Raw genomic sequence first — 24559 nt, 5'->3', positions numbered from 1 at the left:
CGCTGTCCGGGGGCCTGTTTGTTATGCCTGCTCTTGCTGCGGTTTGATGGGGCCAACGAACAGGGGGCGGGTCTGGTGAGTCAGATCCGGCTGATAGCCGTTGAAGAAGAGGTTGAGCAGCACCGAGCTGATGGTGGCCAGCAGGATACCGCTATGAAAAAGCGGTTGTAGCTGCGCCGGAAGCTGCTGGAAAAAATTCCCGGAGACCGTCGGGATCATGCCAATTCCGAGACTGATGGCGACGATATAGAGGTTGTGGCGGTTGCTGTTGTAATCGGTGCGCGCCAGGATGCGAATGCCGGTGGCCAGTACCATACCGAACATCACGATACCGGCGCCCCCCAGCACGAAGGGCGGGATGGAGGCGACCAGCACCGACATCTTGGGGATGAGGGCAAAGGCGAGCAGGATCCCCCCCGACATCACGCAGACCCAGCGACTCGATACCCCGGTCACGCTCACCAGACCGATATTCTGGGAGAAGGAGGTGTGGGGGAAGCTGTTGAATATCCCACCAATAATGGTGCCGATGCCATCCACCCGCAGCCCGCGTACGATATCACCGCGCCTGGCCGGATGGCCGACGATGTCGCCAAGGGCCAGAAACATCCCCATGGATTCGATAAAGGTGATGAGCATGATCACCGTCAGAGTGGCGATGGAGATGGGATCGAAGGTGGGCCAGCCGAAGGCGAAGGGCACTATGGGAGCAAACCAGGCTGCCTCGCCGAGGCCATCGAGGCTTACTTCGCCCATGGCGATGGCCACCGCGAAACCGAAGATGATCCCGAGCAGCACCGAGATATTGCTGAAAAAGCCCTTGGTGAAGCGGGTCACCAGCAGGATAAAGACGAGCACCAGAAAGCTGGTGCCGATATAGCGCAGGCTGCCATATTCCGGATTGCCCTTGCCCCCCGCCATCCAGTCGATCCCCACCTGCATGATGCTGATCCCGATGGAGGTGATAACCACCCCGGTGACGACGGTGGGGAAGAGTGGCATCAGCCGACCTATCAGCGGCACCAGCAGGGTCGAGATGATACCGGCGGCAATGGTGGCGCCGAAGATGCCCGTCAGCCCCAGATCCGGGTTGGCTCCGATGGCCAGCATGGGCATCACGGCGGCAAAGGTGACCGACATGATGACCGGCAGCCGGATCCCGGCAAAGCGGCCAATCCCGACACATTGCAGCAGGGTGACGATGCCGCAGCAGAAGAGATCCGAACTGATGAGGTAGGAGATTTGATCCTTGGGCAGCCCCAGACTGCCGCCAATCACCAGCGGCACCGCCACGGCGCCGGCGTACATCACCAGCACATGTTGCAGGCCCAGGGTAAAGAGTTGGCCCATGGGGAGCATGCGCTCCACTTCATCCACCGGGCGCTTGCGCGCACCCGGTCGGTGGGAGGGGGGATTGGTCTCGCTCATGAACAGATCACTCCTTGAAGCCCGCGCAACTGCTACAGGCAAGATAGTGAAAGCCGCAGCTTTCCCGGTCATTGATCTCGTGTATTGACAGAGGTGCCAGATCCCTCGGCAGTAGTGAGAGGGATCCGGTGCAGCACGGGTCAGTGCACAAAACATGCACAACGCCGCTCACGAGAGAAAACGTTTGGCGATAACGCCTTGTTTTTGCGGGATGAGTCACATACCGGCCAGATAAGTGTCCGGCTGCTGGCAGGGGAAGGAGGTGAGGGCATCTCAGATTGGTAAGGGGTTTATCATTATTGGTCTGGCGATCTCACTTTGATAGCCGGGCACCATAACGTTGCTCGCAATGCGCCCCTCAGCATGTGACTGCGCTCGCGGGCTGCTGGGCGTAATCGGGGGCGGGGGCGTGATCCAAAGCAAGAAAGTTGGATGTTTTGGTGGCGCACGGGGCCGCCGCTGGGGTAGTTTCGATAAAACCGACACAGATCCTGAGGTCTTATCCATGATCATCTATCTGCATGGCTTTGATGCCACCAGCCCAGGCAATCACGAGAAAGTGCTGCAGTTGCAGTTTATTGATGATGATGTGCGTTTCGTGCACTACAGCACGGTTCACCCCCGTCATGATATGAGCCATCTGCTCAAGGAAGTGAAAAAACAGCTCGATATGAGTACCGATCCCAAACCGCTGATCTGCGGCGTGGGTCTTGGTGGCTACTGGAGCGAGCGGATCGGCTTTCTGTGCGGCATTCGTCAGGTGATCTTCAACCCCAATCTGCACCCCGAAGAGAACATGCAGGGCAAGATCGACCGGCCGGAGGAGTACGAGGATATTGGTACCAAGTGTGTAACTGAATTTCGTAAGAAAAATTCAGGAAACTGCCTGTGCATCCTTTCCGTTCAGGATGAAGTGCGCGATAATCGGGACACTGAACGTGAATTGAAGAACTATTACGACATCGTGTGGGATGATCGCGAGACCCATAAGTTCAAAAACATCTCGCACCATCTGCAGCGGATGAAGGCCTTCAAAGAAGCCTGATCCATCACGTCGACCGATTTCGTTTTAGGGAGCCAATGGCTCCCTTTCGTTTTGAGGAACCGAGGAAAAATCATCATGATGAATATTGTCGTTGTAGGCGGCGGCGCCGGTGGCCTGGAGCTGGCCACCAGTCTGGGTCGCAAGCTTGGCAAGAAGAACAAGGCCAAGATCACTCTGGTCGATCGCAACCGCACCCATCTGTGGAAGCCCCTGCTGCACGAAGTAGCCACCGGCTCCATGGATGCGGGCATCGATGCCCTGAGCTACCAGTCTCACGCCAAAAACCACGGTTTCGACTTCCAGCTCGGCACCCTGACCGACATCAAGCGTGATGAGAAACGCATCGTACTGGCCCCGATCCACGATGACAGTGGCGACATCGTGGTCAACGAGCGCGAGCTGCCTTACGACTATCTGGTGATGGCCATCGGCTCTGTTTCCAATGACTTCAACACCAAGGGCATCAAGGATCACTGCATCTTCTTGGATAGCCCCTCCCAGGCGCACCGCTTCCACAACAGCATGATGAACCGCTTCCTGCAGTTCGCGACCGAATATAAGCCGGGCGACAAGGTGAAGATTGCCATCGTTGGCGGCGGCGCCACCGGCGTCGAGCTCTCTGCCGAGCTCTACAACGCGGTCGAGCAGCTCTACGCCTACGGCTTCAAGAACCTGACCACTGACAGCCTGAAGGTGACGCTGGTGGAAGCGGGCCCCCGCATCCTGCCGGCCCTGCCGGAGCGCATCAGCGGCGCCGCTCATCAGGAGCTGGTCAAGCTGGGTGTGGATGTGCGCACTGCCACCATGATCACCGAAGCGACTGCCGAAGGTCTGCATACCAAGGATGGCGAGCTGATTGAAGCTGACCTGATGGTATGGGCTGCCGGTATCAAGGCGCCGGATTTCATGAAGGATATCGCCGGTCTTGAGACCAACCGCATCAACCAGCTGGTGGTGAAAGAGACCCTGCAGACCACCCGTGACGAGAACATCTTCGTCATCGGTGACTGCGCTGCCTGCCCGCAGCCGGATGGCAAGTTCGTGCCGCCGCGCGCCCAGTCTGCCCACCAGATGGCCAGCCAGGCGTTCAAGAACATTCTGGCCAAGATGAACGGCGGCGAGATGAAGCCCTACCTCTACCACGACCACGGTTCGCTGGTATCCCTCAGCCGCTTCTCCACTGTGGGCAGCCTGATGGGCAACCTGATGCGCGGCTCCATGATGGTGGAAGGCTACATCGCCCGTCTGGTGTACATCTCTCTCTACCGGATGCACCAAATCGCCCTGCATGGCTACGTCAAGACCGGCCTCATCATGCTGGTGGGTCGCATCAACCGGGTACTGCGTCCGACCCTGAAGCTGCACTAAGCCGGGATTTGTCACAATTCGGAATAGCAAAAGGAGAGGCCATGGCCTCTCCTTTTTTATGCGCGCAGATAGGGGAAAAGGAGTTATTTGCCCAGATAGGTGCGATCGAAGAAGGTGTTGACCCAGTGGGGGCGGTAGATGGCGAGCACCGTCATCGCCATGCCGTTGAGCAGCGCTTCGGGGAAGAGTAGCAGCGGCCAGATGGAGAGGTAGTCTGCCGTGATGGTATGCCAGGGGTAGCTGCCGCTTATCCCCATCAACAGGGCGCTGGCTGCAACCTTGACCGAGATGGCGAGGGCGCCGCCAAGAAAGGCGGCAACGAAGATATAGACAAAGAGATGGCGCGGCAGCCAGGCCCAGCTGGCCAGAAACAGCAGCCAGCTGCTGGCTACTGGCAGGGCAATGCCAACCAGCGCCTGCCAGCCAAAGTCGGCCAGATTGGTGACGCCAAAGTAATCGAGTACCAGCAGGGTCAGGCAGGGGGCGAGCAGGGCCAGCCGCCAGCCCAGCAGCAGGGTGAGGGTGGTGAGTCCGAGAAAATGCACCTCCAGTCCGTCGTGCAGACCGGCGCGCAGCGTCCAGAGCGGGATGAGAGCGATGGCGCTCCCCAGCAGCAGATGCTGGTAGAGGGGGTTGTCATGAAGGAGTTGCCACAGGGTGCGGCGCAGGCTGAAAGTCAGTAGCAGCAGCCAGATCAGAAGAGCGGCGAGTTGTCCTTCACTCATCATTCGTTCACTCACGAGGCAGTCAGATTACGCCGGGCAGCCAGATCCCTGCCACCCGAAAACAGAGCAGGCTGACGAGTCAGCCTGCTTGCACATCAATATTTCACGTTGTTGTGGTACTTGCCAAGGATCCCCTTGACCCGCTCCATGGTCTCCTTGCTGGGGGGCTTGATCCCGCTCAGCTCGTACGGGTCGCCCAGCACATCCCATTTGTGTTTGCCGAGTTCGTGATAGGGGAGCAGCTCCACCTTCTCCACGCTCTCGCCCAGCTCGGCGATGAACTGACCCAGCCCTTCGGCGCTCTCGTCGTCGTCGCTCCAGGTCGGTACCACCACGTAGCGGATCCACATGGTCTTGCCTTTGGCCGCCAGATAGCGGGCAAACTCCAGGGTGTATCTGTTGCTGACGTGAGTCAGCGGAATGTGTTTCTCGTCATTGATCTGTTTGATGTCGAGCAGCACCAGATCGGTCTGGTCGAGCAGCTTGTCCACCTGTTCGTCGAGATGACGGACGAAGCCGTTGGTGTCGAGACAGGTGTGGATCCCTTTCTCTTTGCAGGCGGTAAAAAGTTCGGTAATGAAAGCCGGTTGCAGCATGGCTTCACCGCCGGACGCTGTCACGCCACCGCCGGAGGCATTCATGAAGTGGCGATAGCTGGTGATGTCACTCATCAACTCCGGTACGGTCACTTCGCGGCCACCTTCGGTATCCCAGGTATCGCGGTTGTGGCAGTACTTGCAGCGCATCAGGCAGCCTTGCATGAATACGATAAAGCGTATTCCCGGGCCATCGACAGTGCCGCAGGTTTCGACGGAATGGATCCGGCCAACGGTGCCGTGAGCTCCGGCTGGCTGGCTGATTTCAACGGCAGGGATCCGATTAATGACAGACATAAACAACTCCAACGATTCGAGCAGGCCGTTATTTTATTACATAAACCCCTATTGATCCTACACCTTTAGTCCGGCGCCCGGCTGCCAAGCAGCTGCTCCAGCCCCTTGACGGTGAGCGGCCGACTGGTGAGAAACCCTTGATAATGCTGGCATCCCAGCGCTTTGAGGATGGCCAGCTGCGCCTCCTCTTCCACCCCTTCGGCGGTGACGGTAAAACGAAAGACCTGGGCCAGATCGAGTATCGCCTTGACGATGGCTCTGTCCTGTTCGCTGTGTACCAGGGTCTGAATGAAGCTTCTGTCCAGCTTTACCTCATCGGCGGGCAGATCCCGCAGATAGGCCAGCGACGAGTAGCCTGTGCCGAAGTCGTCGATGGAGATGAGGATGCCGAGCTCCTTGAGCTGGCGCATTCTGGCAATACTCTCCTGCCGATTCTCCAAGACTACCGATTCGGTCACCTCCAGCAGCAGGCGGGAAGGGGGCACACCGGTGTCGCGCAAGATGTACTCCACCTGTTGTACGAAGCCCTGGGTGTGGAACTGGCGGGCACTGACGTTGACCGACAGATGGGGGATCTGCAGGCCACGGTTGAGCCAGAAGCTGTATTGGGCGCAGGCGGTCTTCATCACCCAGTAACCGATTTCGAGGATCAGGCTGGTCTCTTCGGCGATGGGGATAAACTCCCCGGGTGGCACCATGGTGCCGTCGCTGCGCTGCCAGCGCAGCAGCGCCTCGATACCCGACAGCGAGCCATTGTCGACCCGGTATTGCGGTTGATAGTGGAGCTGCAGCTCGTGATGACGCAGGGCATCGCGCAGCTCATTGGTGAGGGTCAGCCGATTTTTCTCGTGCTGGGCCATCGCCTCGGTAAAGAAGACGTAGTGGCCCTGACCGGCGCGCTTGGCCATGTGGGTCGCGGTGTCGGCCTGTTGCATCAGGACCAGATGATCCGTCTCGTTGCCGGAGAAGAGGCTGATCCCCACCGAGGCGCTGCAGTGCAGTTTGTGATCACCGATGTCGAACGGGGTGCGAAACAGCCCCATCAGCTCGCGGGCGAAGTGCTCTGCCAGAATTTTGGCGGTGACCTCGCCTTGTCCGAGCTGGGTAAAGAGCAGGGCAAACTCATCCCCCGAGATGCGCGCCTGCACCAGATTGTCCTGGGGCAGCTCCCTGAAACGCTGCACCACGGCCTGCAGCAGCAGATCGCCGCAGGCATGACCGAGGGAGTCGTTGATCGACTTGAAGTTGTCGAGATCCACCAGCAGCAGGGCGCCCCACTGGCCGTTGGGGGCGCTCAGGGTCTGCTGCAAAATATGGTTGAGGCTGCGGCGGTTGTGCAGACCGCAGAGATCGTCGTAGTAGGCGAGCTGCTCGATATGTCTGGCTGCCTCTTGTTCCTGGGTGATGTCGTAGAAGCTGCAGATAAAGTGGCTGAGCTCCCCCTGCTCATCCTTGACGCCGTTCACCATCAAGCGCACCGGAAAGAGGTGACCATCCTTGTGCAGGCAGCGCTCTTCCCCGAGCCAGAACTCCTGCTCGTTGACGGTGCGGCTGACATCTTCCTTGAGATGATCCCCGTAGTAGGTGGGGCGCAGCTTGCGAATGGAGTGACCGATCACCTCTACCTCGCCAAATCCGGTGATCCGGCTGAAGGAGTGGTTGACCTTGAGGATGATGCCGTTGTGATCCATCACGATCAGCCCATCGTGGGTATTAAAGGCTACCTCAGCCAGCCGCAGGGCATCGTCGGTGGCGAGGCGCTTGAGCTCGATGGCGGCCCGCTCGTGCTGGCTGCTCAATAGATCCAGAAGCTGTTCGGGCTCCTCGAGGGGGGTATCGAGCAGCAGGGTGATCTGGCCAATGGGGGCGCCGCTCTGGCCATGGAGTGGAATGCCGATGTAGGCGCTGGCGTTGAGGGCCAGCAGCCGGGTCGCCTTGGGATAGCGCACGGGCAGATCTTCCACATAGATGGCCTGACCATGCTGGAACAGCTCCTGAGCGGGGCCGGGGTCGAGCTGGATGGGCTTGAGGGGGGAGCAGATCTCCTCGTTGATGACGCAGCGGGGGATGATCCAGAGATCCTGACCGCGGGGTTGGAACTCGCCGATCCAGCCCACCCGGGCACCGCTGGCGCTCATGGCCCAGCTTACCAGCGTCTTGCAGTAGTCGATGCCGGTCTGCTGGTGCAGTTCGGGCGGGAGGGCCAGCTCGGTGCGGTGCTCTTCCGGTTGCGGTTGCCAGTGGACGAGCAGCTGGGCGCTGCTGCGCACCAGTTGCAACATCTCCTCGCTAAGCGGGGTGGGATCGAGATACTCCAGACTCAGCACCCCGAACAGCTTGTCCTGCTCCAGCAGGGCACCATCGAGGCGTGAGCGCACACCGGCACTGGTCAGATAGAGGTGATTGCTCAGCATCGGCTGGTGGGCGGCCTCCGAGAAACTCAACGCTTTGCGGGTACGCAGGGCGCGGATATAGCGGCTGTCACCGCGAATGGGGTAGGGCGCCTCGACCCCTAGGGTGAACACCGGGGTAAGTTGCTCGCTGCCGAGATCGCCGTTGGCCTGATAGTGCCAGAGGATGAGCCGATCGGCCCCCAAGCTCTCTTTAAGGGCCTCGAGCAGGGGCGCATACTGTTGCTGGCTCGCCATCTGGCTGAGGCGCGGCAGTTGCAATGCCAGATCGGCGATGGGCTCCTGGCGAAGGTTCTGCAGACAGATGAGCCAGAAGCCATCCTGCTCGTGAGCGAGGGCGATGTGCCAGAGCTGGCTGGCAAAGCGCACGGTGATCTTGCCGCCATGGCCGTTGGCCAACAGTTGTTCGATGGGCAGGCGCAGGGCATCGGGCAGCTGGGCAGGCCAGGGGGCGCGCGGTTCGTCGAGCCAGTAGAGCGGGGTTTGCATCACGTCGGTCAGGGCGACCAGCCGTTGACTGCGCAGGTCCAGACGGAAAAAGAGCGGCGTCTGGAGGGCAGGAGGAAGATGACTGAGTGCGGTAGACGACATGAACAAACAACATCCTGTTAAGCAACCGTCGGGGTTGCAAGAATACTGCAAAATGGTGTGAAACAAAATTTCATTGAATTCTAAATTAGAAAAGTCTAATTTATTGCCCATTATCATGTATGAGGAGTCTTGCAGATGAAACGGATCCTGATTATCGGTGGTGTCGCGGGGGGCGCATCGGCGGCGGCTCGTGCTCGTCGTTTGAGTGAAGAGGCAGAGATCGTGATGTTCGAGCGGGGCGGGTTTGTCAGCTTCGCCAACTGCGGTCTGCCCTATCACATCGGGGGCGATATCCCCGACCGAGATGCCTTGCTGCTGCAGACTCCCCAGAGCTTCAAGCGCCGTTTCAATGTCGATGTGCGGGTCTTCCACGATGTGATTGAGATCGACAAGGCGGGCAAGACCTTGCTGGTGCGCAACCTGCAAACCGGTGAAGAGCAGCGCGAGCATTACGATGTGCTGCTGCTGAGCCCGGGGGCGGCGCCGATCCGTCCTCCCTTCCCCGGTATCGACAGCCCCCATGTCTATACCCTGCGCAACATCCCGGACATGGATCGCATTCTGGCGGCCCTGCATCACGATCAGCCGCGCCACGTTACCGTGGTGGGTGGCGGTTTTATCGGCCTGGAGATGATGGAGGCGCTGCATCAGCGCAAGCTGGATGTCACCCTGCTGGAGCTGGCCGATCAGGTGATGGCGCCGGTGGACAAGGAGATGGCCAACATGCTCCATGCCCGCATCCGGGAAGAGGGGATCGACCTTCGCCTGCGCACCGGCCTCACCGCCATCGAGAGTCTGGATCTGCCTGCCGAGAAGACCTCCGCCGTGCCGACCGCCAAAAGCGGTGGCCTGCGCCTGACCCTCAATGACGGTTCCCATCTTGATACCGGTCTCTTGATCCTCGCCATCGGCGTCAAGCCGGAAACCCTGCTCGCTGCCAAGGCGGGGCTGGAGCTGGGCCCACGGGGCGGCATCAAGGTGGATGCCGGGATGCGTACCTCGGATCCCTTTATCTATGCGGTGGGGGATGCGGTGGAAGAGATTGACTTCGTCACCGGCGAATCTGTGCTGATCCCGCTGGCGGGCCCGGCCAACCGGCAGGGGCGCATCGCCGCCGACAACATGCTGGGCCGAAGCGAAACCTACAAGAAGACCCAAGGGACCGCCATCTGCAAGCTGTTCGATCTGGCGGTGGCCAGCACCGGCCTCAACGAGAAACGACTGGTGCAACTGGGATTGCCGTTCGAGAAGGTTTATGTCCATCCGGGCAGCCACGCCGGTTACTACCCGGGCGCACATCCGGTCAGCCTCAAGCTGCTGTTTGCCCCGGATGGCAAGATTTATGGCGCCCAGGCCATCGGCAAGGATGGCATCGACAAGCGCATCGACGTGCTGGCAGTGGCCCAGCGCGCCGGTCTCACCGTGTTTGACCTGCAGGATCTGGAGCTCACCTATGCGCCGCCCTTTGGATCGGCCAAGGATGTGATCAACATGGCGGGCTTTGTGGCGAGCAACCACCTGAAGGGGGACACCCTGCTCTGCCACGTGGCCGAGGTGCAGGCTCGTAACCCCCATCAGCTGGTGGTGGATGTGCGCAATGGCCCGGAGCTCGACAAGCTGGGTCGCATTCCGGGGGCGCTGCATATCCCCCTCGACGAGTTGCGTGGTCGCCTCCATGAGTTGCCCAAAGAGAAAGAGCTGCTGATCAGCTGTCAGGTTGGGCTGCGCGGCCATGTCGCCTGCCGCTTGCTGAGCCAGCACGGCTTTAAAGTGAAGAATCTCTCCGGCGGCTTCAAAACCTGGCAGATGGCCACCGCCGAGTAACCGTTTTATTTCTGTGCCTGTTTGCCCCTCTCCCTTGTGCGTGCAAGATGAGGGGCTTTTTGTTTCTGCTTTTCGCCCTCCTTGCATTCCCTAATTGCAGCAATATTTCGACACACTTTATTTCCTGTGCCGGACAAAATTAACGTTTTGTTCAGGGGATGGGTGCTATAACCCCTGCCTCGTTCATGATGAACCGTGTAGTAGGGAGAGTGACATGCTGGATATGCTGATGGCCATTTGGCATCAGGATTTTGACGCCCTGGTTCAGATGCAGGCGGTACCCCTGCTGATCAGTTGCCTGATGCTGGTACTGCTGCTGGAGTCCGCATTCGTCTTCCTGCCCCTGCCGGGGGACAGCCTGGTACTGCTGGCCGGTGGGTTGGTTGGCATGGGGGTGTTTGGCCCCGAAGTGACTCTTGTCTATCTGCCGTTGGCTGCAGGCATAGGTTCCGTGCTCGCCTACTGGCAGGGACGGGCACTGCAGCGCACCCGCTTTATGGATCATATCGAACGGATGTTGCCTCCCGACAGCCTGCCCAAGGCGACCCGGCTGCTGAAAAAGTACGGTTTTCTGGCGATGTTCTCCTCCCGTTTTATCCCGTTTGTGCGGGTGCTGACCCCCATGTTGATGGGGATTGGCCGCCTGAGCGTGCTGCGGATGTGCGTGGCCAGCTTTGCCAGTGCCTTTATGTGGGCGCTCTGCCTCAGTTTGGTGGGCAAGCTGGCGATGAATACCCCCTTCTTCCTCCACCACAGCGAACTGTTGACCCGGGCCCTGCTGATTACCTCGCTGGTGCTGTTTCTGGCGGCCGTCATGGCCATCCTGTTTCGCTGGTTCAAAGGCGGAGCAAAAAACGAGACCAGCCACGACTAGATGACAACCCTTGCCGCACTGGATCAGTGGGCAAGGGGGTTCTCGTGCTGCAGGGGGGCGGAATTGTGCCCATTCGGGTAATGAGCTTTGTGTCGGGTGAGCAGGATGCCTTATCCTGTTTCCAGCCACGCTGCGTTTGCAGCGCTCCAACTCGGGATGGAACCTATGCGCCTCTTCGACTCTCCCTCTGCTTCTCACCGCTCTACCGCTGGAACCGGCGCTCTGCGCCGCCGCTGCTCGGCCCTGCTGCTATCCGGGCTGACAGGTTTGCTGCTGGCTGGTTGTGGCCCTGACAAGCCCGCCAGCCAAGTACCGACCACAGAATCCACTGCGCAGCAGGAAACGGGAGCCCCAAGCGCCGTGGTGCAGGCCAATGCCCGCCAATATCGCGATGCGCCGGCACTGGCGCTGGTCTTCTCCGGCCCCCTGGCGCCGAAGGCAAACTGGCAGAGCTGGCTCGGGGTCAGTGAGGGGGGTAAGCAGGTGCAGGGGGAGTGGATCCTCGCCGACGATGGTCGCACCCTCTATTTCCCGAACGTTCAGCCCGACAAAAGCTACGAGGTGAGCCTCAAAGCGGGGCTGGGCCCATCCCCCCAGAGCTGGACTCTCAAGACCCGGCCGCTGGAGGCGGGGGCCTCCTTTACCGCGAGCGGCATGGTATTGCCGCTGCGTCAGGAACTTCGCTTGCCCATCAGCGCGGTCAACGTGGATGAGGTCAATATCGATTTCTTTCGGGTCGATGCGGAGTATCTGTCCCGTTTTCTGGCGGAATATCGCCCCGGTGCCGGCATGGGTAACTGGGAGCTTGAGCAGATCACCAAGCGGGCCAAGCGGGTGTTCAGCGGCCGCTATGCGCTGGAGCTCGATGCCAACCGGCGCGAGACCCGCCTCATTAATGTGAAAGAGCCGCAGCTGGCGGAGGCTGGCGTCTATTTTGCGGTGATGTCGCCCCTTGGCAACTACGACTGGCGCAAGGAGACCACCTATTTCGCGGTGAGCGACATGGGGCTCAGTGCCCGCCGTTACCGCGATCAGCTGGAGGTGTTTGTCAGCTCCCTGGCCAGCGCCGACCCGCTCAAGGATGTGCAGCTCTCCCTGCTCGATGAGAAGGGCAACCGGTTGCAGGTGCAAACCACGGATCCACAGGGTCATCGCCGCTTTGATCAGGTGCAGGGGGCTCGCTTGCTGCTGGCCGAACAGGGCAACCATCTGGCGGTGCTGCGCCTCGATGGGGCGGCGCTCGATCTCTCCACCTTCGATCTCGGTACCCAGCCCTGGCAGGCCCAGCAGTTGTATCTCTTTAGCGGGCGCGACCTCTATCGCCCCGGCGAGCGGCTCGACAGCGAGATCCTGCTCAAGGGCCAAGATGGCCAGCTGCTGCCGGGGATGGCGGTGGAGCTGGAGGTGAAGCAGCCGGACGGTCAATTGCTCGAACAGAAGCGGCTGCTGCCGGACAATTTGGGGGCGGCCCACTACGGCCTGCGTTTGCCTAACGATGCACCGCTTGGGCGCTGGACCATCAGCCTCAAGACCGCCGCCGGCAGTCGCTTCGAGTGGCCCTTTTTGGTGGAGGAGTTTCTGCCGGAGCGGCTCAAACTGCAGCTTGGCAAGGGGCCGGATGGGGAAGTGACGAGTCTTGACGCCGCCCTCAGCCTGCCACTGCAGGGGGACTATCTCTACGGCGCGCCGGCCAGTGCCACCAAGGCCAAGGCGGAGGTAAAGATCAGCCGCGCCACCATGCCTTTTACCCAGTGGCAGGAGTTCACGCTGGGTGACGTGCTGCTTGCCGAGCAGGCCAAGGATCTCGAGCCTCTCAATCTCACCCTCGATGCGCAGGGGCAGGGGACTTTTTCGCTTGCTGATGAACTCGATGGGGTACGCGGTCTCGGGCCGCTGGAGGTGGCCTATCGGGTCTCCCTTTCCGAGCCCGGTGGCCGCGCCGTCAATCGCAGCCGCACCCAGTATGGCTGGCCTGCAGGCAGCCAGTGGCCGGCACTCAAGGCCGACTTCGTGGCCGATCGGGTAGAGGGGGGCAAGCCGCTCCCCTTACAGATCCTCAACCTCGATGAGCAAGGCCAACCGGTGGCGGGGGCGGTGAAAGTGCGCCTTATCAACGAGTACCGCGACTACTACTGGCACTACGCCGATGGCGAGGGGTGGAAGTACGAGTTCAACAGCCAGCCCTATCTGGAACAGGAGCAGACCCTGCAGCTGGATGGCAAGGGGCCGACCCCGCTCACGCTGCAACTGGCGGCGGGCTGGTATCGGTTGGAGGTTGAGAACAGTCAGGGCCATCAATCCAGCCTGCGGGTGGAGATAGGCAGTTACGCCTGGGGCGGTGGTGGCGAGCAGGCACGGCCTGACAAGATTGCCATCACTCTCGACAAACGCGCCTATCAGGCGGGCGACAAGGCCAAAGTGACGCTGGTGGCGCCGCGCCCCGGTAAGGGGTTGCTGCTGGTGGAAGATGGCGACGGCCTGCGCTGGTGGCAGCGCATCGAGCTCAAGGGGGCCGGTGGCGATGCCAAGGATGCCCGCGGCGAGTTCGAGATCCCGGTCAGCCCCGAGTGGCAGCGTCATGATCTGCACATTTCGGCCCAGATCGCCGCGCCAGACAGCGCCTCCAAACCGGTCAGCAGCCAGCAGGGACAGAGCCTGCGCTCGGTCGGACTGGTGCCGCTCACCCTGGATCGGGAAGCGCGTCGTCTGCCGCTTACCCTGAGCGCACCGGATAAAGCTGTGCCGCTTACCCGGCTGGAAGTGACCGCCACCTCCACCCCCAACAGTCAGGGGCGCGTGGTGCTGGCGGCGGTGGATCGGGGCGTGCTCAATATCAGCGACTACCAGCCGCTCGACCCGTTCGAGATCTTCTTTGGTCGCAAGCGCTTCGCTCAAGATTTGTTCGACAACTACGGCCAGGTGATCCCGCCGCAAGATGGCAAGCTGGCCCGCCTCAATTATGGGGGTGACCGAGCGCCGCTGAAAAAGGGTGGCGCGCTGGAGAGTCGGGTCGAGATCGCCGCACTGTGGAGCGGCGAGGTGAGTTTTGACCAGCAGGGCAAGGCGGTGATCCCGCTCGATTTGCCCAACTTCAACGGCGAACTGGCGCTGATGGCGCTGGCCTGGAACGAACAGCAAGTCGGGGAGGCCGAGCGCGCCGTCAAGGTAGTGGCGCCGCTGGTGGCAGAGATCGGCTGGCCGCGCTTTGGCGCCAGAGGGGATGAGACCCAGGCGCTGGTGCAGCTGCGCAACATGAGCGGCGAGGATCAGACCCTCTCCCTTGTCTGGACCCTCAACGGCGGGCTCAAGGCAAATGGCGAGCTGCCCGGCACCCTTTCCCTTAAAAACGGCGAGGAGCAGTGGCTGACCCTGCCGCTCACCGTGACCGGGGCGAGCGGCGTGGCAAGCCTGCAGTTGGCGGCCAGCGGCAAGGATTTTGCCATCAGCCGCGACTGGACTTTGCCGCTGCGTTCCCCCTGGCCTGCCGAGACTCGCCAGCGCTATCAGATGTTGGCTCCCGGCCAACAGATGAGCTTTGCGCCAGCTGAGCTGGTCGGGCTGGATCGCGCCAACCTGCAGGGGCTGCTCAGCCTCTCCGGTACTCCCCCCTGGGATCCGGCTGCCCAGTGGCAGGCGCTGGCCGATTACCCCTATGCCTGTCTGGAGCAGACCTTGTCCCGTGCCTGGCCCTACTTGCTGACCACGGCCGATGAGCGGGCCGCCTGGAGCAAACCCGCAGAGGGCAAGAAAGCGGCGAGCGAGGCGGATGTGCAGCGCGCCCTGCTGCAACGGCTGCAGCGGTTGCAACTGCCAAGCGGTGGCTTTGGCCTCTGGGATGGTCGCTCCGACGAGGAGCAGTGGCTCACCGCCTATGCCGCCGACTACCTGCTGGCGCGCAAGGAGGCGGGTGACGCAGTGCCGGAGGCGATGCTCAATCAGGCTTTGAACCGGCTGCAAAACTATCTCACCGACAGTCAGTACGGTGAGCGCTGGAGCAGTGCCCCCGAGCACAGCCGGCTGGCCTATCAGGCCTACAGTGCCTATGTGCTGGCCCGGGTTGGCAAGGCACCGCTCGCTACCCTGCGTCTTATCTGGGAGCAGCAGGCCGATCACGCCCGTTCCGGTTTGCCGCTGCTCCACCTCTCGCTGGCCCTCTCGGCCATGGGGGATGAGCAGAACGCCGCCAAGGCCCTCAGCCGGGCATTGGCGACCGAGCGCGGTGATGACTATCTCGGGGATTACGGCTCACCGCTGCGCGATGAAGCTCTTGAGCTCTCCTTGCTGCGCCAGCACAAGCTGGCTGTGGAGCGCTGGCCGGCCCTCAGTGCCAAGGTGGCAGATACCCTGGCTCACCGTCAGTGGCTCAGCACTCAGGAGCGGCTCGCCCTGCTGCGACTCGCCCGCTTCGATCCGGCCGTCGACTGGCAGGCCAAGGTAACTTCCTCTCTTGGCAGTGGATCCCTGAGCGGTTCGGCTCCGCTGCAGCAGGGCGCCCCCGAGGCGCTGGCGGCGAGCTCCGTCACCAACGAGGGCAGGGGGGCCCTCTATGTGCAGCGTACTCTGGTAGGTTACCCCGAACAGGCTCCGGCACGGATCAGCAAGGGGATGAGCGTGACCCGTAGCTGGTTCAATAGCGACGGTCAGCCGTTTGATCCCGCCAAGGTGAAGGTGGGCGATCTGGTGGTGGTGCGGCTCAACGTCAGCAGTGAGTCGGCGGTGCCCGATGCCCTGCTGGTGGAGATGGTGCCCGCCGGCTTCGAGCTGGAGAACCCGGCCCTTGGCAACAGCATCAAGCTGGAAGAGCTCTCCATCGAGGGGAAACCGGCGTGGCAGAGCGAGTGGAACGACTATCTCAAGCATCAGGAGTTTCGCGATGACCGCTACACGGCTGCGCTGGATCTGAGCGAGGGGAGCAACCAGCAACTGGTCTACCTGATGCGGGCGGTGACGCCGGGTCGCTATCAGGTGCCGCCGACCCAGGTGGAGGATATGTACCGCCCCGAGCTGCGTGCCGTGGGTGAGGATATCCATGAGGTGATCATCTCTGAGTAATGTTCCCTCCCTTGAGCGGGTTCGCCCGCTCACTTTCTGGCAGCGTGGTTGGCTGAAATTGGGTCGCACTGGCCACGCTTGCTGGCGCTGGCTTGGTCGTTTGCCACGCTGGCTGCTCTTCTCGGTGCTGGGCGTTGTCGCACTGCTCCTGTCATTACTGGCGCTGGATCGACTCTTCCCGCCGCCGCCACTCGACCCTGCCTACGCACGGGTGGTGCTCGACATGAAGGGGCGGCCGCTGCGCGCCTTTGCCGATACCAGCGGCGTGTGGCGCTATCCCGTGACCCTGGAGCAGGTCTCCCCCCGCTATATCGAGGCGCTGCTGGGCTACGAGGATCGCTACTTCTGGCGTCATCCCGGGGTCAATCCGGTGGCCATGGTGCGCGGGGTCTGGCAGTGGCTGCGCTATGGGCGGGCTGTATCGGGCGGCTCGACCCTTACCATGCAGGTGGCGCGTCTTATCGAGCCCTACCACAGGAGCGTGCCCGGCAAGCTGCGCCAGATGGCCCGCGCGCTGCAGCTGGAGTGGCACTATGACAAGCGCACCCTGCTCACCGTCTACCTCAATCGGGCGCCGTTTGGCGGCAATCTGGAGGGGGTGCAGGCGGCAAGTTTTGCCTATCTCGGCAAGAGTGCGGCCAAGCTGACCTATGCCGAGGCGGCGTTGTTGGCGGTGTTGCCGCAGGCACCCAGCCGCAACCGGCCGGACCGCCATCCCGAGCGGGCCCGCACCGCCCGTGACAAGGTGATGCAGCGACTGGTAGCGCAGGGCGTCTGGCCCGAACAGGCGTGGCTGGAGGGACGCATCGAGCCGGTGCTGGCCCGCGGTCACTTCACGCCAATGGAGGCGCCGCTCTTTGCCCGCCTTGCCGCCGATAATCAGGCCGGGGCGCTGGTGCACACCACCATAGACGGCGATCTGCAGCGCTGGCTGGAGGGGCGGGTGGCGAGCTATATCCGTCGCTTCCCCGAGCAGACCTCAGCGGCGTTGCTGTTGGTAGATAACAAAACCATGGCGGTGCGCGCCTATGTGGGCAGCGCCGAGTATGGCAATCTGCGTCGCCACGGTTACCTCGACATGGTGCAGGCGATCCGCTCCCCCGGCTCTACCCTCAAGCCCTTCATCTACGGTTTGGCGATGGACGAGGGGCTGGTGCATTCGGCCTCCTTGCTCTCCGATGCGCCAAGGCTGGGCTCGGAGTACCGCCCCGCCAACTTTTCCGGTGCCTTTCAGGGGCCGGTGACCCTGGCCCAGGCGCTGCAGCAATCCCTCAACGTGCCGGCGGTGCAGGTGCTGGAGGCGCTGGGGCCGGACAAACTGGTCAGCCGCCTCGACAACGCCGGGGTGAGACTGGCGCTCTCCGACAAACCCAATCCTGCCATCGCGCTGGGGGCGGCGGGCATTCGGCTCGAACAGCTGGTGGCGCTCTACAGCTCGCTGACCCGGCAGGGGCAGGTGGCGATGCCGGTCTGGCTGGCGGGGCAGCAGGCGGTGTCACGCCCCTTGCTGAGCCCGGGCGCGGCCTGGATCATCTGGCAGATATTGAGTGCCCAGGGGCGCGCGGATCAGCCCTTTGCCAGTGAGGCGACCGGCCGGGTTAACCGACTGGCCTGGAAGACCGGCACCAGCTACGGCTATCGCGACAGCTGGGCCATGGGGGTCTCCGGTCGCTGGACTATCGGCATCTGGCTTGGGCGCCCCGACGGCACCCCTTTGCCCGGTTTTTACGGCCAGAGCGCAGCGGTGCCGCTGCTGCTCTCGGTCTACTCACGGCTGGCTGACAACAGCTCTCTGCCGGCACAACCCAACACGGTGAGCGAAGCCGAGATCTGCTGGCCGCTGGGGCGCAAAATGAGCTCGACCCTGCCTGAGGCCTGCTTGCAGCGTCAGAGCGCCTGGTTGCTGGAAGAGCGCGATCCCCCCACCTTGCCGGATCCCATGGATTGGCCCTCGCCGCTGCGTCAAGTTGCATTGACCGCCGCGGGCAAGCCGACTCTGACCCGTTGCCCCGATGCGGCACAATCCGGTTTTCGGGCGCTCTGGCCATTGTCGCTGGAGCCGTGGCGGTCCCCCGGTGAGCGGCGGCAGTCGCTGCTCGCCAGCAGTTGTGCAGGGGAGGGGCAGAGCGCCGAGCTGCAGGCCCCCATTCGCATCGTGGCGCTGGGGGAGGGCAACCTTATCCGCAGCCAGCGCTATCGGTTGCAGCCCAAGGTGCTGGGCGGTGTCGGCAAGTCGGCCTGGTTTCTCAACGGCCAGCGACTGCGCTGGGACGGGGATCAGGTGCTGAGTGTGGCGGGTCGTTATCAGCTGGTGGTGGTGGATGAAGCGGGCAACAGCGATCGTATCGAGTTTCGCGTGGTGCATCCTGACAGTGATGCCGGCACCATCACCCGTTGATCGTTTTGCCGACAGCCATTGAGGTGAATGTAATTAACTATTTGAAATGCATCAATATTTGATTGGATGAATTAATTTGTGAATAATTACGAGTTCATTCAAATCCAATCGGGAGTTCTCTTTTGCTGCGTGTTCTGTGTCCCTTGCTGGTGCTGATGAGTTCGGGTTGTGCCACAACCAATCATGGTGATCACCATGTTTCTCCTGAACGTACCGGGTTCTATTCACCTTTCGAACCTGCTTCCGATAGTTTTGCGCGTTGCTATCAGAAACAGTTTGCCTGTACCCCTGCCAATATCCGCCGTGACAGGGCGATGGAGGCGCGCAGGCAGGCGCAAGAGCAGGCCAATCACCGGGGGGATGATTGGTAGGCCGCAGAAAACGAGAGGGGTTGGTAGATGCCAACCCCTTTTTCATTCCATCGGTTCAGCCCAGGTGGCGCAGATGGCCGAGCCGGGTGAAGAAGTGCTGGCTCTTGCGCTGGTGAAAGTGGCTCTTCTTGATGGGATGGAAGATAAGGTTGCTTTCGGGGTGGCTCGCCTTTAACTGGTGGAGCATCGCCACGGCGGGCAGGCTGGTGCTGACCAGGGTGGTGAGTGGCATGCTGAGGGTCTCGGGGCCGAGCAGTTGATTGAGCCCTTGCTGAGCCTGTTCAAAGCGGGTCAGGGCCGCCGGGTCGGCATAGCCGCTACCCAGCATGGTGAGCAGGTTGTCGAGAGCCAGATGAAATTCGGCCAACTGCTGGCGAAAGCCGCTGCGCCCGCGCAGGGCAATCAGCTCTGCAAACGGAATATCGGCCAGGTGAGTGGGCACTTGCAACGGGATCTCGAGGTGGAAGCAATCCTGACCGCCGCGATTGTGGTAGCGGGATTCCAGCAGATGGAGCAGTCGGTCGAGATAGTCGTGATCGGTAATAAGCGCCCCGTCATTGGCGAGTGCCCACTCACGGGCGAGACGCATGGAGAGCAGATTGGCAAAGCGCCGTGCCATTCTGATCCCACCCTCATCCCGGGTCGCAAAGCCGTGAGTCAGGCAAAAGCCGTGCAGCCGCTCCAGCCCCGCCTGCTCCGGGCAGAAGCAGTCGTGGTTGGCCTCCTGACGCCAGCGACCAATCAGCTCCTTGTTGCCAAACACCTTGTGGCGGACGAAATCGGGGGCCACCAGACCGCTTATCTGGCTCTCCAGCTGCGGGGTAATGGCGGCAAAGAAGGCGGCATCGGGCCGCTCGGCCAGCAGATCGGTCTGCTGCTGAAGGGTATCGAGCAGGGCGGTGAGGCCGCTCTTTTCGCTGACGGTGAAGACAAAGGCGAGCCGCTCCAGATAGAGCAGGGCAAATTTGAGCCAGAGCTCGTCGCGTACCTCCATGCCGGGGTAGTAGATATAGGTCTTCATCGGATCAGTCTGTTGTCAAAAATCTGGCGAGGCGCAGGGTCGGGAATATACGCAAGATTGGCGCTGCACGGCAAACGCTGCGTGGGGGAATGTGAGCAAACGCTCATCCAGTAGGCGCTGGCCACAAAGTTCTGATATAATTCGCGCCCTTAAATCAAGGTCACCCGAGTCATTACCATGAAGTTCATTATCAAGCTGTTCCCGGAAATCACCATCAAGAGCAAGTCGGTTCGCCAGCGCTTTATCAAGATCCTGCAGGGCAATATCCGCAATGTCCTGCGCCGCTTCGACGACGATGCCCGCGTACGGATGGATTGGGACAAGCTGATCGTGAGCTCCCGCAATGACCAGTTCCGCGAGCAGGCAATCGAAGCCCTGGCCTGCATTCCCGGCATTCAGGCCTTCCTCGAGGTACAAGCCAGCAAGTTTACCGATCTGCACGACATCTTCGAGCAGGTGAAAGCCGTGTGGGGCGACCAGCTCAAGGGCAAAACCTTCTGCGTGCGCGCCAAGCGCCACGGCAAGCACGAGTTCTCCTCCCTCGAGATTGAGCGCTATGTGGGCGGTGGACTGAACCAGCACTGCGAAAGCAATGGTGTGCGCCTCAAGAACCCGGATGTGAAGATCAACCTCGAGATCGACGGCGAAGAGCTCTTTATTGTCAGCGCCATCCATCAGGGCCTGAGCGGCATGCCCATCGCGACCCAGGAAGATGTGCTGAGCCTGCTCTCCGGCGGTTTTGACTCCGGCGTGGCATCGTTCCAGTTCATCAAGCGCGGCTGCCGCGTGCACTACTGCTTCTTCAATCTGGGCGGTGCTGCCCACGAAATCGGCGTCAAGCAGGTGGCCTACCACCTGTGGAACCGTTTCGGCTCCTCCCACCGGGTACGTTTCACCGCTGTGGACTTCGAGCCGGTGGTTGCCGAGATCCTCGAGAAGATCGACAACGGTCAGATGGGCGTGGTGCTCAAGCGGATGATGATGCGTGCTGCCGCCAAGGTGGCCGATGAGTTCCAGATCCCGGCGCTGGTGACCGGCGAGTGTGTGGGTCAGGTATCCAGCCAGACTCTCACCAACCTGAACGTGATCGACCGGGTCACCGACAAGGTGATCCTGCGCCCGCTTATCACCTGGGACAAGCCGGATATCATCAGTGAAGCCCGCCGCATCGGCACCCTGGAGTTCGCCGAGACCATGCCGGAGTATTGTGGGGTCATCTCCAAAAAGCCGACTGTGAAGGCCGAGCTCTCCCGCATTGAAGAGGAAGAGGCCAATTTTGACTTCTCCATTCTGGACAAGGTGGTCTCCGAGGCCCGTTACCTCGATATCCGTCGTATCGGTGAAGAGACTGCTGCTGAAGTGCAAGAGGTGGAAACCACCCAGGTGCTGGGCGCTGACGAGGTGATCCTGGATATCCGCTCTGCCGACGAACACGACGAGAAGCCGCTGGTGGTGGAAGGTCGTGAAGTACTGCATATCCCCTTCTTCAAGCTGGCCACCGCCTTTGGCGATCTGCCCAAAGAGAAGACCTACCTGCTCTACTGCGATCGCGGCGTGATGAGCAAGCTGCAGGCGCTTTACCTGAAAGAGAAAGGCTTTGCCAACGTCAAAGTTTACCGTCCGTAATTTGACGCTCAATCTCCCATAAAAAATCCGGCCAATGTGCCGGATTTTTGTTTTATAGCTCGGAGCTTGGATTTATGGACAGGGAACGGGAGTGAAGGAGTGCTCCCCCAGGCAACGCCAACCCATTTCCGCTCCCCTCATTTGCCAAAGGTTATCGCTGCGATAGAGAGTCAGGATATAGAGCATGTCGTTCTTGCTGCCATCGAGGGCAACCGAGAGTACCAGATCATTATCCAGTTGCTGTGCATGGATGCGACTGGGGATGTCGCTATGACCGACAAAACGAAGTGCTACCTCACGGTAGTCATTGACCCATTTCTGATGTAGCTCGTTCGCCTGACGTATCTGCTGGTTGAACTGCTGCACTGGCGCCGATGCCAGTCGTCCAAAAACGGCTTGTGCTTCGGCATGTGCTGCTGTCACGTTCGCAAGGAGGAGAGTGGTAAGCATACCGATTTTGTGCATGAGAATATCCGGCTAACAACGACTGCTTCTATGACAACAGAAAAGCCTATTTGGTTCAACGCGTGGCCCACAGCGACATGATGACGCTGTGGGCCTGCTCTCAATTGCGTTGCAGGGAGAAGGTCGGTAGCGAAAGATGCCAGTAGATAGCCGCGACCCGTAGGCCAAACACGGCCGTCATGCAGATGAGCATGGCTGTGACCCTGTCCATGTTTGCCTCCAGCGCCAAGGTATAGAGAATGCCGCCGAGGATACAGGCGGTGGCATAGATCTCTTTTTGCAGCACCATGGGGACCTCCCGCGCCAGTACATCGCGGATCATGCCACCGGCTACCCCGGTCATGGTGCCCATGATCACGGCAATCAGCCCCGGGGTGCCGAAGTTGAGGGCCTTCTGGGCACCGATCACGGTAAAGAGGGCTAGCCCGAAGGCATCCGCCACCGGCAGTACATACCAGGGCATCCTGCGGGGCAGTTTGACCATCCACATACCGATCAGCGCCGTCGCGATGACCACCCAGATATAGAGCGGGTCGCGCACCCAGAATACGGGGGTGGCTCCCAGGATCATGTCACGGATGGTTCCGCCGCCGATGGCAGTGACCGCCGCCAAAACCATGACGCCAAACCCGTCCATTCTGAGTCGGCCAGCCACCAATACCCCTGAAAACGCGAATACCGCAGTACCAAACATGTCGCTGATGTAAACAATCTGCTCAACCAGTGTCTGCATGGAGAACAACTCACGCCAAATTGTTGATGGGGCCGCGATTTTAGGGGCTGGTGAGCCCAATCGCCAACAGTGCTCGACAAAATTGAGAGTCGGGACGGATTTTTTCTCGCGGCATGAACCGGGTGAGGCTCGTGCGTGCCCGTAGCTCTCCGCCGTTGGCGAGCTTTAGAAGGTTGAGTTCCATCACAGGTTTAGGACCGATTTTTTCCTTAAGTATCCCCCCGACCCGCCGATATATAAGGTAAGCGGCGTTAATGCGATGAAGCGTTGAAAAAAATGCTAAAGACATCCAAAAACGAGCCGTTAAATAAGACGCATCGGGCACAAACTAAAAAGAAAGCCTGAGCTAATAAAGAGCAAATTTAATCGCTTAGGAGAAATATCATGAGTATGTATGTAAATACCAACGTATCGAGCATCAACTCGCAGCGTAACCTCTATAACACCAACAAGGCTTTGGATACTGCGTATCAACGACTCTCCTCCGGCTTGCGAATTAATACAGCTAAGGACGATGCGGCTGGTCTGCAGATCTCCAATCGCTTGACCTCCCAGATCAACGGTTTGAACCAGGGTAACCGTAACGCCAATGACGGCATCTCGCTGGCCCAGACTGCTGAAGGGGCGATGGAAGAGATCACCGGCATGTTCCAGCGGATGCGGGTGCTGGCTGAGCAATCGGCAAACGGTTCAAACACCGCTGCTGACCGCACTGCCATCCAGCAGGAAGTGCGACAGCTGGCCACCGAAATCAACCGGATTGCCAAAGATACCACATTTGGTGGCACCAAGTTACTCGATGGTAACTATAAAGGTATCTTCCAGGTGGGGGCCGATGCCAAGCAAACTATCAGCTTTACGCTCTCTCAGACTGGCGGCTTTAGTATCTCGGGATTGGGTGCTGCTGCGGGTGTGAACACGATTTTTGGCACGGCTGCTGGATTGTCAGTGTCGAGCCAGAGTAACGCGCAAAGTGTGTTGGGGGCGGTGGACAAGATGATTGCCCGGGTGGATAGCAAACGTGCCGAGCTGGGTGCCATTCAAAACAGGATGGAGTCAACCATTCGCAACCAGGCCAATATTGCTGAAAACGTCAGTGCTGCCCGCTCCCGCATTAGAGATGCTGATTTTGCGCAAGAGACTGCCACGTTGACCCAGTACAACATTTTGCAACAGGCGGCATCAACTGTGCTGGGGCAGGCAAACCAGCGTCCCAATGGCGCACTTCAGTTGTTAAGAGGTTAATAAAAAAGAAAGGCGGTTGTTCAGGCCGCCTTTCGGTAGGACGCATCAGAGGGTGTTCGGGAAATCATGTCTCTGATAAGTCACAACACTGTAGTAAACTATTATGCTCAGCGAGCGCGGTTTGCAACTGCACAACCTGACTCGCCACATTCTCCTGAGCTAAAGCTCGTTGGCCGACCTTGAGTCGGCCTTTTTTATAGCACTGCTCATGCTTTTGTTGTCATAAAACACAAAGCATGAAACATGCCAGTTTGACGTTTTAGCTATGTTGGCGGTGGCTGGTGTGGATCTATCCGACGGTCTGACCATCAGTCAGGCAGATGCTGGTCTTGATAAGTCAATATATTGACGTCGAACAGGGGGTACCGAGGCGTGCGGTGACCCTGCTATCTCCTCTTCCCGCTTCATTATCTTTACATCCCTCCATGTTGACTGGAAGCCACAGGTCGGGGCGGCAATGTTTTGCCGCCAGCGGCAAAAAATCCTCAA

The 24559-nt window shown here is 60.4% G+C and carries 15 protein-coding genes; 8 read left to right on the top strand and 7 right to left on the bottom strand.

All coding sequences use genetic code 11. From position 1 onward, the window contains the following. Nucleotides 1–21: 21 nt before the first annotated feature. A complete protein-coding gene (locus ACW5XC_RS16885; protein WP_042053193.1) occupies nucleotides 22–1428 on the bottom strand; it encodes a nucleobase:cation symporter-2 family protein in 1407 nt (468 codons plus the stop codon). 505 nt (nucleotides 1429–1933) lie between these two features. Between ACW5XC_RS16885 and ycfP the strand changes: the two genes are divergently transcribed. Then, complete coding sequence (gene ycfP / locus ACW5XC_RS16880) at nucleotides 1934–2473, top strand: alpha/beta hydrolase YcfP (RefSeq protein ID WP_033113393.1); 540 nt, start codon at nucleotides 1934–1936, stop codon at nucleotides 2471–2473. Nucleotides 2474–2548: 75 nt separating this feature from the next. Further along, complete coding sequence (locus ACW5XC_RS16875; protein ID WP_033113394.1) at nucleotides 2549–3841, top strand: NAD(P)/FAD-dependent oxidoreductase; 1293 nt, start codon at nucleotides 2549–2551, stop codon at nucleotides 3839–3841. Nucleotides 3842–3924: 83 nt separating this feature from the next. Here ACW5XC_RS16875 and ACW5XC_RS16870 read toward each other — a convergent pair whose 3' ends face one another. The 3 genes from ACW5XC_RS16870 to ACW5XC_RS16860 form a co-directional block, all read right to left on the bottom strand. Beyond that, a complete protein-coding gene (locus ACW5XC_RS16870) occupies nucleotides 3925–4566 on the bottom strand; it encodes an energy-coupling factor ABC transporter permease (protein ID WP_042053233.1) in 642 nt (213 codons plus the stop codon). A 95-nt stretch (nucleotides 4567–4661) separates the two neighbouring features. Beyond that, nucleotides 4662–5459: a pyruvate formate lyase 1-activating protein gene (pflA, locus tag ACW5XC_RS16865; RefSeq protein ID WP_005333994.1), complete on the bottom strand. Its 798-nt coding sequence runs from the start codon at nucleotides 5457–5459 to the stop codon at nucleotides 4662–4664. A gap of 65 nt (nucleotides 5460–5524) precedes the next feature. Next, entirely contained in the window at nucleotides 5525–8461 is a 2937-nt protein-coding gene (locus ACW5XC_RS16860) for a sensor domain-containing phosphodiesterase (protein ID WP_042053191.1), read from the bottom strand. A 135-nt stretch (nucleotides 8462–8596) separates the two neighbouring features. Between ACW5XC_RS16860 and ACW5XC_RS16855 the strand changes: the two genes are divergently transcribed. From ACW5XC_RS16855 to pbpC, 4 genes are all read left to right on the top strand, one after another. Further along, complete coding sequence (locus ACW5XC_RS16855) at nucleotides 8597–10285, top strand: FAD-dependent oxidoreductase (protein WP_042053190.1); 1689 nt, start codon at nucleotides 8597–8599, stop codon at nucleotides 10283–10285. Nucleotides 10286–10499: 214 nt separating this feature from the next. Further along, nucleotides 10500–11159, top strand: a complete 660-nt coding sequence (locus tag ACW5XC_RS16850; RefSeq protein WP_005353037.1) for a DedA family protein — start codon at nucleotides 10500–10502, stop codon at nucleotides 11157–11159. 165 nt (nucleotides 11160–11324) lie between these two features. Next, the gene (locus tag ACW5XC_RS16845; RefSeq protein WP_042053189.1) at nucleotides 11325–16211 is read left to right on the top strand and encodes an alpha-2-macroglobulin family protein; all 4887 of its coding nucleotides are present in this window, start codon (nucleotides 11325–11327) and stop codon (nucleotides 16209–16211) included. A 52-nt stretch (nucleotides 16212–16263) separates the two neighbouring features. Beyond that, nucleotides 16264–18609: a penicillin-binding protein 1C gene (gene pbpC / locus ACW5XC_RS16840; protein WP_236727557.1), complete on the top strand. Its 2346-nt coding sequence runs from the start codon at nucleotides 16264–16266 to the stop codon at nucleotides 18607–18609. A 426-nt stretch (nucleotides 18610–19035) separates the two neighbouring features. Here pbpC and ACW5XC_RS16835 read toward each other — a convergent pair whose 3' ends face one another. Then, nucleotides 19036–20001, bottom strand: coding sequence for a hypothetical protein (locus ACW5XC_RS16835; RefSeq protein WP_042053187.1), 966 nt, complete (start codon nucleotides 19999–20001; stop codon nucleotides 19036–19038). A gap of 177 nt (nucleotides 20002–20178) precedes the next feature. Between ACW5XC_RS16835 and thiI the strand changes: the two genes are divergently transcribed. Continuing rightward, nucleotides 20179–21627, top strand: a complete 1449-nt coding sequence (gene thiI / locus ACW5XC_RS16830) for a tRNA uracil 4-sulfurtransferase ThiI (RefSeq protein WP_042053185.1) — start codon at nucleotides 20179–20181, stop codon at nucleotides 21625–21627. Between the two features lie 72 nt (nucleotides 21628–21699). Here thiI and ACW5XC_RS16825 read toward each other — a convergent pair whose 3' ends face one another. Together ACW5XC_RS16825 and ACW5XC_RS16820 are read right to left on the bottom strand one after the other, a co-directional pair. Beyond that, nucleotides 21700–22092, bottom strand: a complete 393-nt coding sequence (locus ACW5XC_RS16825; RefSeq protein WP_042053183.1) for a hypothetical protein — start codon at nucleotides 22090–22092, stop codon at nucleotides 21700–21702. Between the two features lie 100 nt (nucleotides 22093–22192). Continuing rightward, a complete protein-coding gene (locus ACW5XC_RS16820) occupies nucleotides 22193–22825 on the bottom strand; it encodes a trimeric intracellular cation channel family protein (RefSeq protein WP_005333975.1) in 633 nt (210 codons plus the stop codon). A 384-nt stretch (nucleotides 22826–23209) separates the two neighbouring features. Between ACW5XC_RS16820 and ACW5XC_RS16815 the strand changes: the two genes are divergently transcribed. After that, entirely contained in the window at nucleotides 23210–24070 is an 861-nt protein-coding gene (locus ACW5XC_RS16815; RefSeq protein ID WP_042053182.1) for a flagellin N-terminal helical domain-containing protein, read from the top strand. The last annotated feature ends 489 nt before the right edge of the window (nucleotides 24071–24559 follow it).

The organism is Aeromonas sp. 25-AL00135 (assembly GCF_054052385.1).
Note: the sequence above shows the minus strand (reverse complement) of the source record. Positions and strands in the feature narration are given on the sequence as shown.